This window comes from Thiorhodovibrio frisius (assembly GCF_033954835.1).
In the GTDB taxonomy this organism is placed as follows: domain Bacteria; phylum Pseudomonadota; class Gammaproteobacteria; order Chromatiales; family Chromatiaceae; genus Thiorhodovibrio; species Thiorhodovibrio frisius.
This window is the reverse complement of sequence record NZ_CP121471.1, coordinates 698,352-714,310: the sequence shown is the minus strand read 5'-3', so window position 1 is coordinate 714,310 and position 15,959 is coordinate 698,352. Positions and strand designations below refer to the sequence as shown.

Genomic DNA, 15,959 nt, shown 5'->3' with positions numbered 1-15,959 from the left:
TAGCAATCAGAATGCTGTTGATCAAAATTCTGCCGATCAGAAATTCTGTCCAAAGGAGAACTGGAACACCTGCGTGTCATCCCCACTCTGCGGGTTAATCGGATAGGCGAAGCTAAGTGACAAAGCGCCCACAGGGGACAGCCAGGCCAACGACAGACCTGCGGAATACCGAAGCTCCCCTAGGTCGAAGCCCGTCGGGGCAACCAGGTCGGAGGGCTCCGTCCACCACACATTGCCAAAATCGAAAAAGGCTCCCAAGCGCAGAGTGTCCGCAAATTTCCCGCCAACCGGAGGCGGTGCGAATAATTCCACGCTGCCGGTCAGCTTCATGTTACCGCCCACTGGATCGTTCTCTTGCGTGGTTTCACGCGGACCCAGTGAGTAAGCCTCCCAACCGCGTACCGAACCCGGCCCGCCAGCATAAAAATTGTTAAAAAACGGCATTGCACTCGTATCGCCATAGCCACCGCCGTAGCCGAACTCTGCGCGCAGCGCGAAGGTGAAACGCTGGGTCAGGGGTATGTACTGCCGCCCACGATAGGTGATGCGGTAGAACTCCAGATCGCTGCCCGGGACTGCGACCTCACCATAAAGGGACTGCAACGTGCCCTTGGTTGGGAAGACCGCCGAGTCGCGAGAGTCTTTCGTGTAACTTGCGCTCAAGAAAAAATCATTGTATTCCGTTCCGTTTTGAGCAACAAAGTCCTTAGCCAACGCGGAGTAATCGCCAGCAAAAAAGTTCGTATATTGGTAACGGGCGCCAAAACCGGCCCGGCTGGTATCGGAAATCGGCAAGCCAAAATTCACTCCCGCTAAGCCAACATCGGTCGAATAGTCGGCGCCGATGGTATCGTCGTAATTTGTCGTCTGATACATCAGATTAAATCCGCGACTGATCCCATCGACCGTGTAATAAGGGTTAGTGTAGGCCAGCTGATAAAGTTGATTACCGCTGCTGGCATTGAAGGCAAAGGACACCTGTTTGCCGGTCCCAAGAAAATTATTCTGGGAGATGCTGGTATTGAACAGAATCCCGTCCGATTGCGAATAACCGACACCGGCAAGCAGGTTACCGGAGGGTTTTTCCTTGACGGTCACATCCACATCGACCAGATCGGGCGAGCCGGGCACTGCCGGCGTTTCGACCGTCACATCATCGAAAAAGCCCAGCCGCTTCAGTCGCTCGCGCGACTGTTCCACCCGGTCAGCAGAGAACCAGGCGGTCTCGAGCTGACGCATCTCACGGCGCAGCACTTCATCACGAGTGCGGGTGTTGCCCCGCATATTGACACGGCGAACATAAACCCGCTTACCCGGATCGACGAAGAAGGTCACCGCGACGGTTTTGTTTTCGGCATCAACCTCGGGCACCGTATTGACGTTGGCAAAAGCATAGCCCTCGTTGCCGAGCAGATCGGAAATCCGCTCGGCGCTCTCGCTCGCGGCCTTGCGTGAGAACACCGTGCCACGCTGCATCTGGATCAGCGGAAACAGCTGCTCAACCGGCACCGATGGGTCACCAGCCAGGCGGATGTCGCTGACGTGAAAGACTTCGCCCTCGTCGATACCAATGGTCACATAGATATCATTTTTATCCGGACTGATGGTGACCTGGGTCGAGGTAATCTGAAAGTTGATATAACCGCGATCAAGATAGAACGAGCGCAGGGCTTCCAAATCCCCGGCAAGCTTCTCCTTGGCATAGCGGTCATTTTTTGAGTAGAAGGAACTCCAATTGGTCGGCCCCAGCTTGAACTGCTTGAGCAGGGTCTTTTCCTTGAAATCCTTGTTGCCGATGATATTGACCTGCTTGAGCCGCGCGGTCAGCCCCTCGGTGACCTGGATACGCACAGCCACCCGGTTGCGCTCCAGCGGCGAGACGGTGGACTCGACATCCATCCCGTACTTACCAGCGGCAAAATACTGCCGACGCAGCTCCTGCTCGATACGATCAAGAACCGAGCGGTTGAACACGCGCCCCTCGGCCAGGCCGATTTCCTTCAACCCTTCTTCGAGATCCTCGGTCTTGATGGATTTATTACCAACGATGTCAATTTGGGCCACGGCTGGACGCTCTCGCACCCAGATGACCAGCACATTGGCATCACGCTCGACCTTCACATCATCGAAAAAACCGGTAGCATACAGTGAGCGAATAATGTCTGCCGTGACATCATCCGCCACCGTATCGTCAATCTGCACCGGAAGATAGGAAAAGACGGTGCCGGCAGAGACTCGCTGCAGTCCCTCGACGCGAATATCGGCAATGCGGAACTGGGCGGAGGCGGTTCCCGCCCAGAAGGATGCCAGCAACAGCAGGCTGAGCGCGCCCGCGTATCGCGGTATCCTGCGTTTGATCAGCTTTGGCACAGCTTCAACCTCATTAGGATGCATGGCAGTGGATGCATTGTCGGAAAAATTGGCAGACCAAGGGCGCTAGTATAAGGGAAATCCCGTAACTGCCCCAAGTCATAGACCGAGAAAACGCGCGATATCGACGTAGAAAGCCAGCGTCATCAGTCCGACAAGCAGTGCGATCCCCAGGCGCTGGCCCTGTTCCATCACAACGTCCGGGAGCGGACGGCGAATGACGGCTTCCACCGCGAAAAACAGCAGATGCCCCCCATCGAGCACCGGCACCGGCAGCAGATTCAGCAGCCCAAGACTGACGCTAAGCAGCGCCAGAAATTTCACGAAAGGTTCAAAACCAACCTGCGCCGTGCGCCCGGCCGCATCAGCGATGCCAATCGGGCTGCTCAGATTCTCAACCGAGACACGCCCAGTCAGCATGCGACCGATGAGACGTAAGGTCAGCACGGAGACATCGGTGATTCGTGTCGCGGCCGCACCAGCCGCAGCCAGGGGACCAAGCCGCACCACCACCTGTTGATTCTCGAGCAGATCGTCCGGTACTTGTGGCCCGGCACCAATGCGCCCGAAACGTTCATCACCTTCAGTAATCACCGCCGGCACCACGGGAATCAGCAGGGTATCCGCAGCTCGCTCGATCTGAAAATTCAGCCGCTGCCCCGGATGGGCTCGCACGGACTCGACCAGATCCTCCCATACCCTTATTGCTCGGCCATTGATCGCGGTGATCCGGTCACCTGCTTGCAGGCCGGCCTCGAGCGCCGGCTGCCCGGGCACCGTCTCGCCGATGACCGGTGGCAGCACGGGGCGCGGTCCGACCAAGCCAACAGAGGTCAAAAACCCTCGCGCCGGGTCCAGCCCCCCAAGCTCGGCACTGGGTAGCCAGCGATCCTGTGCCGCGCCCGCCTCATCGCGCACACGCACCAGGACATCCTCGCCACCAAATGCCCCTTGGAGCAACGCAAACCAGACGGCACTCCAGGTTCGGGTGTCACGCTGATCGACCCGCTCGATCAGATCGCCTGGGGTGAAGCCGGCGCTGGCGGCGATGGACTCAGGCAGCACCTCGCCCACCTCGGGCCGCACACCAGACTCACCGGCCATGAGCACCAACCAGTAAATCAGAAAAGCAAACAGAAAGTTGGCAAGTGGACCGGCTGCGACAATAGCCGAGCGTTTCCACAGCGCCTGACGATTGAAGGCGCGCGGCAGATCGGCGGGGTCGACAACCTCCTCCTCGCGCTCATCGACCATCTTGACATAGCCGCCGATGGGCCAGGCCGCGAGGACATATTCGGTTTCATCGCCCCGACGATGCCAGGTCAGCAGCGGACGCCCAAAACCGAGCGAAAAGCGCAGCACCTTGACGCCAAGCCGACGCGCCACCCAAAAGTGGCCAAATTCATGGACCGTAATCAGAATGGCGATAACGACCAGAAAGGCACCGAGTTTGAGCAGTAAATCCATGCTTCACCCCTGGCGCCGCATCGGCGCACCCAGTCTGTCGACGGCCTGTTCCGCGAGCACGCGCGCTTGGCGATCAACCTCCAGCACCTGAGCCAGCCCCTGTTGCGGGCCGTTTCCATCCACCGGCACTGCGGGCATCTGGTCCATGGCCGTTTCAACAATCCGACCGATGTCGGTAAAGCCGATGCGTTCATCGAGAAAGGCCGCCACGGCGATCTCATTGGCTGCGTTCAGCACCACAGGCGCCGTACCACCCTCACGCGCCGCGCGATACGCAAGCCGAAGGCAGGGAAACCGATCAGGCGCTGGCGGTTCAAAATCCAGCCTAGCAACGGAGAAAATATCCAGCATGTCCACGCCCGAGGCGATACGCTCCGGCCAGCCCAATGCGTGGGCGATCGGTGTGCGCATATCGGGATTACCAAGCTGCGCCAGCACCGAGCCGTCGTTGTACTGCACCATGGAATGAATCACACTTTGCGGATGCACCACTACTTGAATACGCTCGGGCGGGGTATCGAACAGCCAGCAGGCCTCGATGATCTCGAGTCCCTTGTTCATCATGGTGGCGGAGTCGACGGAAATTTTCCGTCCCATGCTCCAATTGGGGTGCGCACAAGCCTGCTCGGGCGTCACCCGCGCCAAATCGGCAGCCGGCGTGTTGCGAAAGGGACCGCCGGAAGCCGTCAATAGAATCCGCTCGACACCAGCAGGCACCAGGCCGTCCGGTCGTTGCGACGGCAGACATTGGAAAATAGCATTGTGTTCGCTATCAATCGGCAGTAACTCGGCCCCCGACTCCGCCACGGCACGCATCAGAATCGCGCCCGCGACCACCAAAGCTTCTTTATTGGCGAGCAGCAACCGCTTGCCAGCCTTGGCCGCAGCCAGGGTGGACATAAGTCCGGCGGCGCCGACAATGGCCGCCATCACAGCATCCACCTCAGGCAGGGTCGCAATCTGCTCGAGAGCCTCCGCCCCTGCCAACACCTCCGGCGGATCAGAAATATCGGACAAAGCATCGCGTAGCTGCCCGGCAGCCTCGACATCGACCATCACGGCAAAGCGCGGCCTGACGGCGCGACACTGCTCGGCCATGCGTTCGACATTGCGATGCGCGCTCAGCGCCACGACGCGGAAACGTTGCGGATGACGCCGCACCACATCCAGGGTACTGACGCCAATAGAGCCGGTCGAGCCAAGCACGGCGATGCCAATCATCCTGTCGCCCCCCACAGCAGAAAACCAAGCGCAAACACAGGTGCGGCAGCGAGCAGACTGTCGACCCGGTCAAGCACGCCACCATGGCCCGGCAGCAGGGAGCCAGCATCCTTGAGATTGCGACGACGCTTGAGCCAGCTCTCAAGCAAATCTCCTACCACTGACACCCCAGCCGTCAGCATGCACAGCAGCGCCAGCCACAGCCAGGACAGTGCATCCCCGGCTACCGGCAACAACATCAGACTCCAAAGGCCAGCAGCAAGCAGGCCGCCCATCACGCCCTCGACAGTTTTCCCCGGGCTAACAGTGGGAGCGAGCTTGCGCCGCCCGAAGCGGCGTCCGGCAAAATAGGCACCGATATCCGTCAACCACACCAACGACAGGAAAAAGAGCACCATCCAGCGGCCGCCATCGGGTAGCAAATGCAGCGCCAGGAGGCCAATCCAACAGGATGTAATGACCGGAACGGATAACAGCAGCATCCACCAATCAGCTGCCTTGGCCGGGTGGACGACACCAATACGAAAAACGACGGGCATCAAAAGGAACCAGAAAAGCGCCACCGGCAGCAAGATTGGCAGGGACTCCCCCGGCAAACCGGCAAACCAGCACAACCCCATGACCGCAAGCACTGCCAAGAGATAACCCCAGCGCGAGAAATTGCTGGTCAATCCGAGCAGCAACGAAAGTTCCCAAGCCGCCAAACCGATCGCTGGCACCAGCGCGACCGCCAAGCCTGCGGTGGGCAACCAGAGGACGGCTCCCGTGGTTGCCAGCGCAAGCATCAAGGCGGTCCAGAAACGTTCGCGCAACGCTCCTGACATGCCTGTCGAATTGGAGTCAGACATAGCGGACAGAGAATTCAATGGGTCGGGATTGACCTAATCAGGCCACATCCCGCGATGGTTGAGCCGAGGTGGCCATGGCATCCAGGTGTTGCGCATCGTCCGAGTCGGAAGCCGCCTTGGAGATTCTCGCCGCCTTGTCTTTGCGGCCATCGCCGACCTGCTCGCCGGTGCGGCCAAACCGCCGCTGTCGTCGGGCAAAATCGGCCAAGGCCAGCGCAAGGGCATCGGCATCAAACTCGGGCCACATCAGCTCGGAAAAATACATTTCACTGTAGGCCGACTGCCACAGCAGAAAGTTGCTGAGCCGCTTCTCGCCGCCGGTGCGGATGAATAAATCGGGATCTGGCAAGCCAGAGGTTGCCAGGCGCTCGCCAATGGCTGCCTCGTTGATCGCATCCAGATCCAGGCGCCCAGCCATCAACTCACCGGCCAGAGCGCGCACCGCCTGAGCAATATCCCAACGCCCACCGTAGTTGACCGCCACTTGCAGGGTCAGCGCCTGGTTGTTGCGCGTGTTCTGCTCACCCTCGCGCACCTGGCGCTGAAACTTCTCCGAGAAGGCGCTCAAATCGCCAATCACCCGAAAGCGCACGTCATGCTCGACCAGTCGGCGCATTTCCGTGCGCAAAGTGCTCATAAAGAGCTCGATCAGGACTCTGACTTCGGATTTTGGCCGTTGCCAGTTTTCGCTGCTGAACGCGAAAATAGTTAATGCCGAAATGCCCCGGCGCAGGCATTCCTCCACAACCGCGCGCACACTTTTCGCACCAGCCCTGTGCCCAGCGGTGCGCGGCAAACCGCGCTGGCGGGCCCAACGGCCATTGCCATCCATGACAATCGCCACATGCGTTGGCAAACCCGGAGATGGTACCTTCGGTTCGCGACCCGAAGCAGACCCTTGACTCTGACCGACGTCTAGTCCTGCCGCCCGCGCTGGCGGCGATGTCGAGGAAGGTTCCGGCAACAACTCCCAGGAGGAACTCGGAGTCATCAGATCGCCATCAGGTCGGCTTCTTTGCGCTCCAGGACTTGATCGACTTCCTTGACGTGCTGATCCGTCAGCTTTTGCACGATTTCCTGACCACGGTGTTCGTCGTCCTCGGAGATGAGCTTTTCCTTGACCAGTTCTTTGAGGTCGTTGTTGGCGTCTCGGCGGATGTTGCGCACCGCCACCTTTGCCTGCTCGGCCTCGTGACGGGCGATGCGCTGCAGGTCGCGCCGGCGCTCTTCGGTCAACTGCGGCATGGGCACGCGGATGACTGTGCCGGCGGTGTTAGGGTTCACGCCCAGATCGGACTGGATAATGGCCTTTTCAACCACGGACACCATGTTCCGCTCCCAAGGCGTCACCGTCAGGGTACGGGCGTCCTCTGCCGCGACGTTGGCCACCTGCGAGATGGGCACCTCGGAGCCGTAGTAGGACACCTTGAGATGATCGAGCAGCGACGGATGGGCGCGGCCCGTACGAATTTTCGCCAACTCATGACCGAGCGCCTCGACGCTCTTGGCCATGCGCTCAGCGGCATTTTGCTTGATGTCGTCGATCATTCTTTGGGTTCGCTCTCTGCCGGTTCACTTTCTACAAGGGAGCCAATATCCTCGCCGGCTGCGGCCCGCACCAGCGCTCCCGGCTCGTAAATGTTCATCACTCGCAGCGGCACCTGGTTGTCGCGACACAGCACAATGGCGGTGGCGTCCATCACTTTGAGGTTTTCGCGCAAGGCCTGATCGTAAGTGAGTCGAGGATACAGCACCGCATCGGGATGCGTCACAGGGTCGGCTGAATAAATGCCATCGACCTTGGTGGCCTTAATCAGCAGATCCGCACCGATTTCAATGGCGCGCAGGCTGGCAGCCGAATCGGTGGTGAAGAACGGACTGCCAATACCAGCGGCAAAAATCGCCACCCGCCCGGCATCAAGGTGGGCCACCGCGCGCCGGCGGATGTAGTCCTCGCACACCTGGTTGATTTTGAGCGCCGACATCACGCGGGTTGGCACCTCAATGCGCTCGAGTGCGTCCTGCATGGCCAGGGCATTCATCACAGTGGCAAGCATGCCCATCTGATCGGCGGTGACCCTGTCCATGCCCGCGCCGGCCAAACCGGCACCGCGAAAGATATTGCCGCCGCCAATCACCAGAGCGATCTGAGTCCCGGCGGCGAGCACCTCGGCCACCTCGGCGGCAATGCGGTTCAACACCGCCGGGTCGATCCCGCAGGGCGCGTCGCCGAGCAGGGCTTCCCCGCTCAGCTTCAGCAGAATCCGACGATGCGGCATGGAGGCTCCGTTCTTGGTGCTGGCTTGGGTGCTGGCTTGGGTGCCGGTTTGGATGTCAGACAGCCTAGACTGGTTCAGACTTAATGACTCAGATGCAATGACTTAGGCGCCGCGCGCTTGGGCCTGGACTTCCTCGGCAAAATTCTCGGTTTTCTTCTCGATGCCTTCGCCGACTTCGAAGCGCGCAAAGCGCTTGACCTTGGCGCCGGCCTTTTTCAGCAACTGGCCGACGCTCTGCTCAGCGTCCTTGACGAAGGCCTGGCCGTGCAGGGTAACTTCCTCAAAGAATTTGCGCACCCGTCCCTCGGTGATTTTATCGATGATGTTCTCGGGCTTGCCACTGTCGAGCGCCTGGGCGCGAAAAATCTCGCGCTCCTTGGCCACGGCATCAGCAGGCACCTGATCCTCGCTCACCCAGCCCGGATTAGTGGCGGCGATGTGCATGGCGATGTCGCGGCCAAGCATCTCATCGCCGTCAATCAGTTCAACCACCACGCCGATGCGGGTGCCGTGGCGATAATGATGCAAGCGACCCTCGCAGTTGCTGAAGCGCAGCAAACGACGCAGCTGAATGTTCTCGCCCACCTTGGCGATCAGCGCCTCGCGCGCGGCGTCGACGGTCTCACCCGAGGCCAGGGTCAGTGCAGCCAGAGCGGCGGCATCCTCAACATCGGCCGCCAGCGCGGCATCTGCGGCGGCGGCGGCGAAGGCGGCGAAGTTCTCGTCCTTGGCAACAAAGTCGGTCTCGCTGTTGATCTCCAGCACCACGGCCTGCTTGCCATCGTCGGAAACGCGAATTTCCACCACACCGTCGGCGGCGGTGCGCCCAGCCTTTTTGGCTGCCTTGGCCTGCCCCGACTTGCGCATAGCCTCAATTGCGGCATCAATGTCGCCGGCGGTTTCCACCAGCGCCTTTTTGCATTCCATCATTCCAGCCCCGGTGCGTTCCCGAAGCTCTTTGACCAGACTGGCCGTGATTGCCATGAAATCCCCCAATCAGTAAAAAATTCTGTCAGCAGTCAGCCCGCGATACGGGCCACCGCAGCTTGGCCCTGCGGGCACAATGACTGCCCGGCCGCAACAGCCGGGCAGTGCTATCGATCAGGACGCGGCTGATCAGGACGCAGCAGCTTCCTCAGTCGCAGCCGGCTCGGCCTCGGGCAAGAACTCAGCGCCATCGGCATTGCGACCACCGGCCATGGCCGCAGCGGTCTGGCGACCGTCCAGAATAGCCGAAGCGGCCGACTCAATGTACAAGCGCACGGCGCGAATAGCATCGTCATTGCCCGGGATCACATAATCCACCGAGCCCGGGTCATTATTGGTGTCGACCACGCCGACAATAGGAATGCCAAGCTTGTTCGCCTCGGTGATCGCGATGCGCTCATGGCCAACATCAATGACGAAGAGCGCATCCGGCAGATTTGCCATGTTCTTGATGCCGCCCAGGCTCAGGTCAAGTTTGTCCCGCTCGCGACTCAGCGTCAGCGCCTCCTTTTTGCCGAAGCGCTCAATGCTGCCGTCCTCGAACATGGCCTCGAGTTCCTTCAGCCGTTGGATGGATTTGCGCACTGTCTGGAAGTTGGTCAGCATGCCGCCGAGCCAGCGATGGTTCACATAAGGCATCCCACAGCGCTGCGCCTCCTCACGGACAGGATCGTGCGCGGCGCGCTTGGTGCCGACGAAGAGAATGCGCCCACCATTGGATGCGAGCTTGCCGAGATAATTCATCGCGTCCTGAAACAGCGGCAGGGTCCGCTCCAGGTTGATGATGTGAATTTTGTTGCGATGGCCGAAGATGTAAGCACCCATCTTCGGGTTCCAGTAGCGAGTTTGATGCCCGAAATGCACGCCAGCCTGTAGCATCTGGCGCATGGAAACGTCTGTCATTTGTCTACTCCGCTTGGGTTGAACCTCCGCGACCCCCATCACACAACCTCCCTTTAAGAGGCACCCAGTGTCATGTGTCGGAACGCGTGTGGCGTTGGATGTTTTGCTCGATGTTGCTCTCGCCTACGCGAGCGCGAAGCCGACCGGATCCGGACCGCCCAGAAAACCCTGGTTGGGACATCGGGCACAAGCGCTCACCACGACATCTAGACTGAAGCTCTGGACTGAAGACTAGGCTCGTTGGCGCGGTTTGCGGCTTCGCGGCGCATCTTATACCATGGGGGGCTGTTCATGGGCAACGATGCACCTGCTCCAGGGCCGGGTTCCGGATTGGGATTTTGCTCCCCATCTAGCCACATTAGGGACGCGCTGATTTTTTGCCCCGCGCGACCCGAGCGCGCTGCCGTCTCGCGCCCGTTGTTATCCATCATCCACAGAGCAACTCGCCCAGCATCATCGACTCCCACCCATGAGTGTTACCATCAAAACCCCCGCCGAAATCGAAAAAATGCGCATCGCCGGCCGGCTCGCGGCTGAGGTGCTCGACATGATCGGCGAACACATCGAGCCTGGCGTCACCACCGAGGAACTTGACCGCCTCTGCCATGAGTTCATCATCAAAAAGCAGAAGGCCATTCCCGCGCCACTGCACTATCGCGGCTTTCCCAAGTCCATCTGCACCTCGGTCAACAACCAGGTGTGCCACGGCATTCCGTCGCAAAAACGCCTGAAAAAAGGCGACGTGCTCAATATCGACATTACCGTCATCAAAGACGGCTATCATGGCGATACCAGCAAGATGTTCACCGTCGGCCCACCCTCGGTGCTGGCCAGCCGGCTGATTGATGTCACCCAACAGGCGATGCGCGCGGGTATCGAGGCCGTGCGCCCCGGCGTCACTCTCGGCGACATCGGTTATGCCGTGCAGCGGGTGGTCGAAAGCAATAAGTTTTCCGTGGTGCGCGAATACTGCGGCCATGGCATTGGTCGGCAGTTCCACGAGGAGCCCCAGGTGCTGCACTATGGCAAGCCCGGGGATGGCCTGGTGCTGCAGCCTGGCATGTGCTTTACCATCGAGCCCATGGTGAATGCGGGCAAACGCTTTATCAAACTGCTGCCCGATGGCTGGACGGTTGTCACCAAGGACCGCAGCCTCTCAGCGCAATGGGAACACACCATTCTGGTCACCGCCAGCGGTCATGACATCCTCACCCTGCGCGAAGAAGAGCGCGCCCAGATGGAAGCCGCCTGAGCAGGACATGACCCCAGACGCCATCGTCCACCAGCCGCTAACCTCTGATGAGCGCGACCGCCTCGCGAGCGCTACACCTGAGCAGTGCGTTCGCGTCTTCAAGGAGCTCCTCGCGCAAGCGACCGGGCGCCTGTCCGAGGCCTTCGATGCGGCGGTACCGGTGGGCGCGCTGGCCAATGCCCGCAGCCACCTGATCGACGAACTGCTGATCCAGGCATGGCAACACTTTGGCCCGCATGACGCCCAGGCCGCGCTGATCGCGGTTGGCGGCTACGGGCGCGAGGAACTGATGCCCGCCTCGGACATCGATCTGCTGATGCTGGTGGCGCCCGAGGCGGTCGCAACCACAGCCGAATCCTTGAGCGCCTTCCTCACCTTTTTGTGGGACATTCGCCTGGAAGTCGGTCATGCGGTCAGGACGCCAGCCGAGTGCCAAACCCAGGCGCGCGCCGATGTGACCGTGATCACCAACCTGATCGAAGCGCGGCTAATCACCGGCAGCGCAAGCTTGTTTGCCGAGATGCAGCAGGCGATTGCGCCCGAGCGAATCTGGCCGAGCGAGGCCTTTTTCGACGCCAAATGCCACGAACAGCGCGCGCGTTGGCAAAAATACGGCGACACCGCCTACAACCTCGAGCCCAACATCAAAGAGAACCCGGGCGGACTGCGCGACATTCAGATGATTGCCTGGGTCACCAAGCGTCACTTTGGCACCACCGCCTTCGAGGAACTGGTCCGCCATGGTTTTCTGACCCAGACCGAGTATTTCACCCTGATTGAAAGTCAGGCGCTACTGTGGCGCATTCGCTTCGCGCTGCACCGGCTCGCCGGACGGCGCGAAGACCGGCTGCTGTTCGACTACCAGCGCACCCTGGCGGCCGAATTCGGCTTTTCCGACACCGAAGCCGACCTCGCCGTCGAACAGTTCATGCAGCAGTACTATCGCGCCGTGATGGAGCTCAATCGGCTCAATGAAATGCTGCTGCAGCTGTTCCGCGAGGCCATCGTGCTGCACGATCACATCGGCCCGCCGCAGCCGATCAACAAACGCTTTCAATCCCGCAGCGGTTACCTGGAAGTCACCCACGATCAGGTTTTCAACCGCTCCCCCTTCGCGTTGCTAGAGCTTTTTCACATCCTGCAACTTCATCCCGAGCTCAAAGGCGTGCGCGCCAGCACCATCCGCCAGGTGCGCGAGAGTCGCCATCGCATCGATGATGTTTTTCGCGAGGATCTGCGCGCCCGCAGCCTGTTCATGGAGATTTTTCGCCATCCAACCGGGCTCAGCCGGGTGCTAACGCGCATGAACCGCTACGGCGTGTTGGCGCACTACATCCCCGCCTTTGCCAACATTGTTGGGCGCATGCAGTATGACCTCTTTCACGTCTACACCGTGGACGAGCACACCCTGATGCTGGTGCGCAATCTGCGCCGCTTCAGCGTCAGCCAGCATGATCACGAGTTTCCGCTGTGCAGCGCCATCGCCCGACGCATCCCCAAGCGCGAACTGCTTTACCTGGGCGGACTCTTCCACGACGTCGCCAAGGGGCGCGGTGGCGATCATTCCCAGCTCGGTGCCCGCGATGCTTGGGATTTCTGCCAACTACACCATTTAAGCGAGTACGACAGCCGCCTGGTGGTCTGGCTGGTCGAGACCCACCTGCTAATGTCCCTGACCGCGCAGCGTAAGGACATCCGCGACTCGGATGTGATTCAGGAATTCGCCACCCTGGTCGGCGATGTCAATCGGCTGAATTATCTCTACCTGCTCACCGTGGCCGATTCGCGCGCCACCAACCCCAAGCGCTGGAACTCCTGGAAAGATGCCCTGCTGCGCGAACTCTACCTGAGCACCCGCAATGCGCTCGAGCGCGGTCTGGATAATCCCCAGGCGCAGGATGATCTGATCGAGCAGAAACAAACCGAGGCCATGCGCATCCTCGCCCGCGCCGGCGTCGAGGCTGAGCAGTGCCGCGACCTGTGGCACAAACTCAGCGCCGACTTCTTCGCCCCCGCCGCGCCTGAGGAGATTGCCTGGCAAACCGAGCAAATCCTCGCGAGCGAGCGCCTCGGCCTGCCGCTGGTGGCCATCCGCTCGCTGGCACCGCGCGGCTGTAGCGAGATCTTCATCCATGCCCGCGACGGCAAGAATTTGTTCGTGCGCACCACGGCGCTGCTCGATCAACTCGGCCTAAATATCGTCGATGCCCGCATCACCACCACGGACGACGGCGGCGCCATGAACAGCTTCCAGGTGCTCGGCGCCGATGGTCTTCCCGTTCCTCAGGGAGAGGAGACTGACGAACTCTGTGCCCTGCTACATCGCGAACTCGAACAACTCGACAACGACAAGTTCGAGGTCGCCCGGCGCCTGCCGCGCCAGCATCATCATTTCCCGATCGAAACCCGGGTCAGCTTCAACGACGACCCCAAACGCCAGCGCACCATGATGCGCCTGGTCACCCTCGATCGCCCCGGCCTGCTGGCCGAGGTCGGCAGCGTCTTTGCAAGCTGCGACATCCGCCTGCAAAGCGCCAAGATCGCCACCGTCGGCGCAGAGGTGGACGATGTGTTCTTCATCACCACCCTGGCCGACGAACCCATCCGCTGCGAAACCGTACTGGCCTGCCTGCGCCAGGAAATCCATCGGCGACTGGAAAAATCGCCGGCGCGAGCTTAACCGTTTCTCAACGGGTGCTTAGCGCAAATCACAGGGATGAATAGGCTAAAACTGGCCGGTGCGATGACGGTCTTAAGCAGCTGCCAACGCCTGGTCCAGGTCGGCGACGATGTCATCGACATGCTCGATACCGATTGACAGGCGCACGAGATCTTCCGATACCCCGGCCGTTTTAAGTTCCTCGGGCGAGAGCTGGCGATGGGTGGTGGTTGCCGGATGGCAGGCGAGCGTCTTGGCATCGCCGATATTCACCAGGCGCACCACGAGCTGAAGCGCATCGATAAAACGCGCCCCGGCGGCGCGTCCATCGCCGGAACTGCCGCGAATCCCGAACGACAGGATAGAACTCGCACGCGCATCGCGCATGTACTTTTGCACCAGCGGATAATCCGGGCTGTCCGGCAGGCCGGCATAGCGCACCCAGGCCACCTTGGGGTGATCGCGCAGATACTCTGCCACCGCCAGCGCATTCTCGCAGTGGCGGTCCATGCGCACCGGCAGGGTCTCGACACCCTGCAAAATCAGAAAGCTATTAAAGGGCGAAATGGCCGCGCCCATGTTGCGCAAGGGCACTACCCGTGCGCGCGTAATGTAGGCTGCGGCGCCTACGGCTTCGGTATAAACCACGCCGTGGTAGGACACATCCGGCTCATTGAGCATTGGAAAGCGCGCGGCATGCTCCGCCCAAGGGAACTGACCGCTGTCGACCAGCACCCCGCCGATGGTGGTTCCATGTCCGCCCATGTATTTGGTCAGTGCATGCACAACAATATCTGCGCCATGCTCGAACGGACGGCACAGATAGGGCGTGGGCACTGTGTTATCGGCAATGACTGGCACGCCCTGAGCGTGAGCCATGTCGGCAATCGGCCGCAGATCTGCCACATTGCCAGCAGGATTACCGATGGTCTCGCAAAACACTGCGCGCGTGCGCGCGTCGATTTGCGCGGCCATGGCATCGATGTCATTGGGTGCCACCAGTCGCACTTCGATTCCTAAACGCGGCAAGGTGTGGGCGAACAGATTGTAGGTGCCACCATAGAGCGTTGAGGTGGCAATGAGATTGTCGCCGGCCTGCGCAATGGTCAAAATAGCGTTGGTCACCGCCGACATGCCGGAGGCCAGCGCCAGCGCGCCCACACCGCCCTCCATGGCAGCGACGCGTTTTTCCAGCACGTCGCTGGTCGGGTTCATCATGCGGGTATAGATGTTGCCCGGCACCTTCAGGTCGAACAAATCCGCCGCGTGCTGGGTGTCGTCGAAAGCGTAACTGGTGGTCTGGTAAATGGGTGTGGCAACCGACTTGGTGGTCGGATCGGGCTCGAAGCCCGCATGAATGGACAATGTTTCGATATGCATAATTCTTCCTCTCCCCCTGTGCACTTTTTGCTTCTGATTTTCTATGATCGCCTGACAAGGCGCGGATGAACTGCTCACATTCTTTGGTGACCGAGTCCGCGAAGAATCATAGTCCAAAAGCCCTGCTCAACAAAAACTGGCACCCACCACTGGCTGGCGCGGGTAACCAGCGGTCAGGGCAAGATCGCCAGCGACGCCGCTGCGGAGTATCCTTGCAATTTAAAATCGGTTCTGCGACAAAACAGCGCGAGCGCCAGCCACCGCCCGGCATCGTCCCACTGGTCGATTGACGGCTGCCCAGTGAGTCTGTGCCACGCTGTCGCATCCGTATCTTTTTCGCTTCTGCATCGGGAACGGCCACCATGCCCTATTTCGTCTACAAGGTCTCGTCCAATCGGCAACTGACCTATATCGACACCAAAGAACGCTATCAGGACGCCCGCACCCTGGTACGCGACCTACGCGGCAAGAGCTCCCCCGAGGACACCGGCGAGTTCCGCCTGATCTTCGCCAATCAGCAGGGAGAAGCCGAGAAGCTGCTTTCCACCCCGCGCGATGAGCGTGTGATTGGCGAGGATTGACCTCCCGGCCCC

General features: G+C 60.4%; 13 protein-coding genes. 3 read left to right on the top strand and 10 right to left on the bottom strand.

Translation table 11 applies throughout. From position 1 onward, the window contains the following. Positions 1 to 36 precede the first annotated feature (36 nt). The 9 genes from bamA to rpsB all read right to left on the bottom strand — a co-directional run bounded on the left by bamA (position 37) and on the right by rpsB (position 10,075). Positions 37 to 2,394: an outer membrane protein assembly factor BamA gene (gene bamA, locus Thiofri_RS03595; RefSeq protein WP_009150348.1), complete on the bottom strand. Its 2,358-nt coding sequence runs from the start codon at positions 2,392 to 2,394 to the stop codon at positions 37 to 39. A 75-nt stretch (positions 2,395 to 2,469) separates the two neighbouring features. Beyond that, positions 2,470 to 3,837 carry an RIP metalloprotease RseP gene (rseP, locus tag Thiofri_RS03590; protein ID WP_009150347.1) on the bottom strand — a complete coding sequence of 456 codons (1,368 nt, stop codon included), beginning with the start codon at positions 3,835 to 3,837 and terminating at the stop codon, positions 2,470 to 2,472. Between the two features lie 3 nt (positions 3,838 to 3,840). Next, the gene (ispC, locus tag Thiofri_RS03585; protein WP_009150346.1) at positions 3,841 to 5,058 is read right to left on the bottom strand and encodes a 1-deoxy-D-xylulose-5-phosphate reductoisomerase; all 1,218 of its coding nucleotides are present in this window, start codon (positions 5,056 to 5,058) and stop codon (positions 3,841 to 3,843) included. Then, positions 5,055 to 5,843 carry a phosphatidate cytidylyltransferase gene (locus tag Thiofri_RS03580; protein WP_190275848.1) on the bottom strand — a complete coding sequence of 263 codons (789 nt, stop codon included), beginning with the start codon at positions 5,841 to 5,843 and terminating at the stop codon, positions 5,055 to 5,057. The genes ispC and Thiofri_RS03580 overlap by 4 nt, the downstream gene beginning before the upstream one ends. A 100-nt stretch (positions 5,844 to 5,943) precedes the next feature. Beyond that, positions 5,944 to 6,738 carry a polyprenyl diphosphate synthase gene (gene uppS / locus Thiofri_RS03575; protein WP_407702927.1) on the bottom strand — a complete coding sequence of 265 codons (795 nt, stop codon included), beginning with the start codon at positions 6,736 to 6,738 and terminating at the stop codon, positions 5,944 to 5,946. A gap of 158 nt (positions 6,739 to 6,896) precedes the next feature. Beyond that, positions 6,897 to 7,454, bottom strand: a complete 558-nt coding sequence (gene frr / locus Thiofri_RS03570; RefSeq protein ID WP_009150343.1) for a ribosome recycling factor — start codon at positions 7,452 to 7,454, stop codon at positions 6,897 to 6,899. Then, entirely contained in the window at positions 7,451 to 8,185 is a 735-nt protein-coding gene (pyrH, locus tag Thiofri_RS03565) for a UMP kinase (protein ID WP_009150342.1), read from the bottom strand. The genes frr and pyrH overlap by 4 nt, the downstream gene beginning before the upstream one ends. 102 nt (positions 8,186 to 8,287) lie before the next feature. Continuing rightward, positions 8,288 to 9,169 carry a translation elongation factor Ts gene (gene tsf / locus Thiofri_RS03560; RefSeq protein WP_009150341.1) on the bottom strand — a complete coding sequence of 294 codons (882 nt, stop codon included), beginning with the start codon at positions 9,167 to 9,169 and terminating at the stop codon, positions 8,288 to 8,290. Between the two features lie 132 nt (positions 9,170 to 9,301). Continuing rightward, a complete protein-coding gene (gene rpsB, locus Thiofri_RS03555) occupies positions 9,302 to 10,075 on the bottom strand; it encodes a 30S ribosomal protein S2 (protein ID WP_040857385.1) in 774 nt (257 codons plus the stop codon). Positions 10,076 to 10,544: 469 nt separating this feature from the next. On the opposite strand from rpsB, the gene map reads away from it, so the two are divergent. Both map and glnD read left to right on the top strand, forming a co-directional pair. Next, positions 10,545 to 11,327 carry a type I methionyl aminopeptidase gene (gene map / locus Thiofri_RS03550; protein ID WP_009150339.1) on the top strand — a complete coding sequence of 261 codons (783 nt, stop codon included), beginning with the start codon at positions 10,545 to 10,547 and terminating at the stop codon, positions 11,325 to 11,327. Between the two features lie 7 nt (positions 11,328 to 11,334). Further along, complete coding sequence (gene glnD, locus Thiofri_RS03545; RefSeq protein ID WP_009150338.1) at positions 11,335 to 14,007, top strand: [protein-PII] uridylyltransferase; 2,673 nt, start codon at positions 11,335 to 11,337, stop codon at positions 14,005 to 14,007. Between the two features lie 72 nt (positions 14,008 to 14,079). On the opposite strand, the gene Thiofri_RS03540 is transcribed toward glnD, so the two are convergent. Beyond that, the gene (locus Thiofri_RS03540; protein WP_009150337.1) at positions 14,080 to 15,366 is read right to left on the bottom strand and encodes an O-acetylhomoserine aminocarboxypropyltransferase/cysteine synthase family protein; all 1,287 of its coding nucleotides are present in this window, start codon (positions 15,364 to 15,366) and stop codon (positions 14,080 to 14,082) included. 362 nt (positions 15,367 to 15,728) lie between these two features. On the opposite strand from Thiofri_RS03540, the gene Thiofri_RS03535 reads away from it, so the two are divergent. Next, a complete protein-coding gene (locus tag Thiofri_RS03535) occupies positions 15,729 to 15,947 on the top strand; it encodes a hypothetical protein (RefSeq protein WP_009150336.1) in 219 nt (72 codons plus the stop codon). The last annotated feature ends 12 nt before the right edge of the window (positions 15,948 to 15,959 follow it).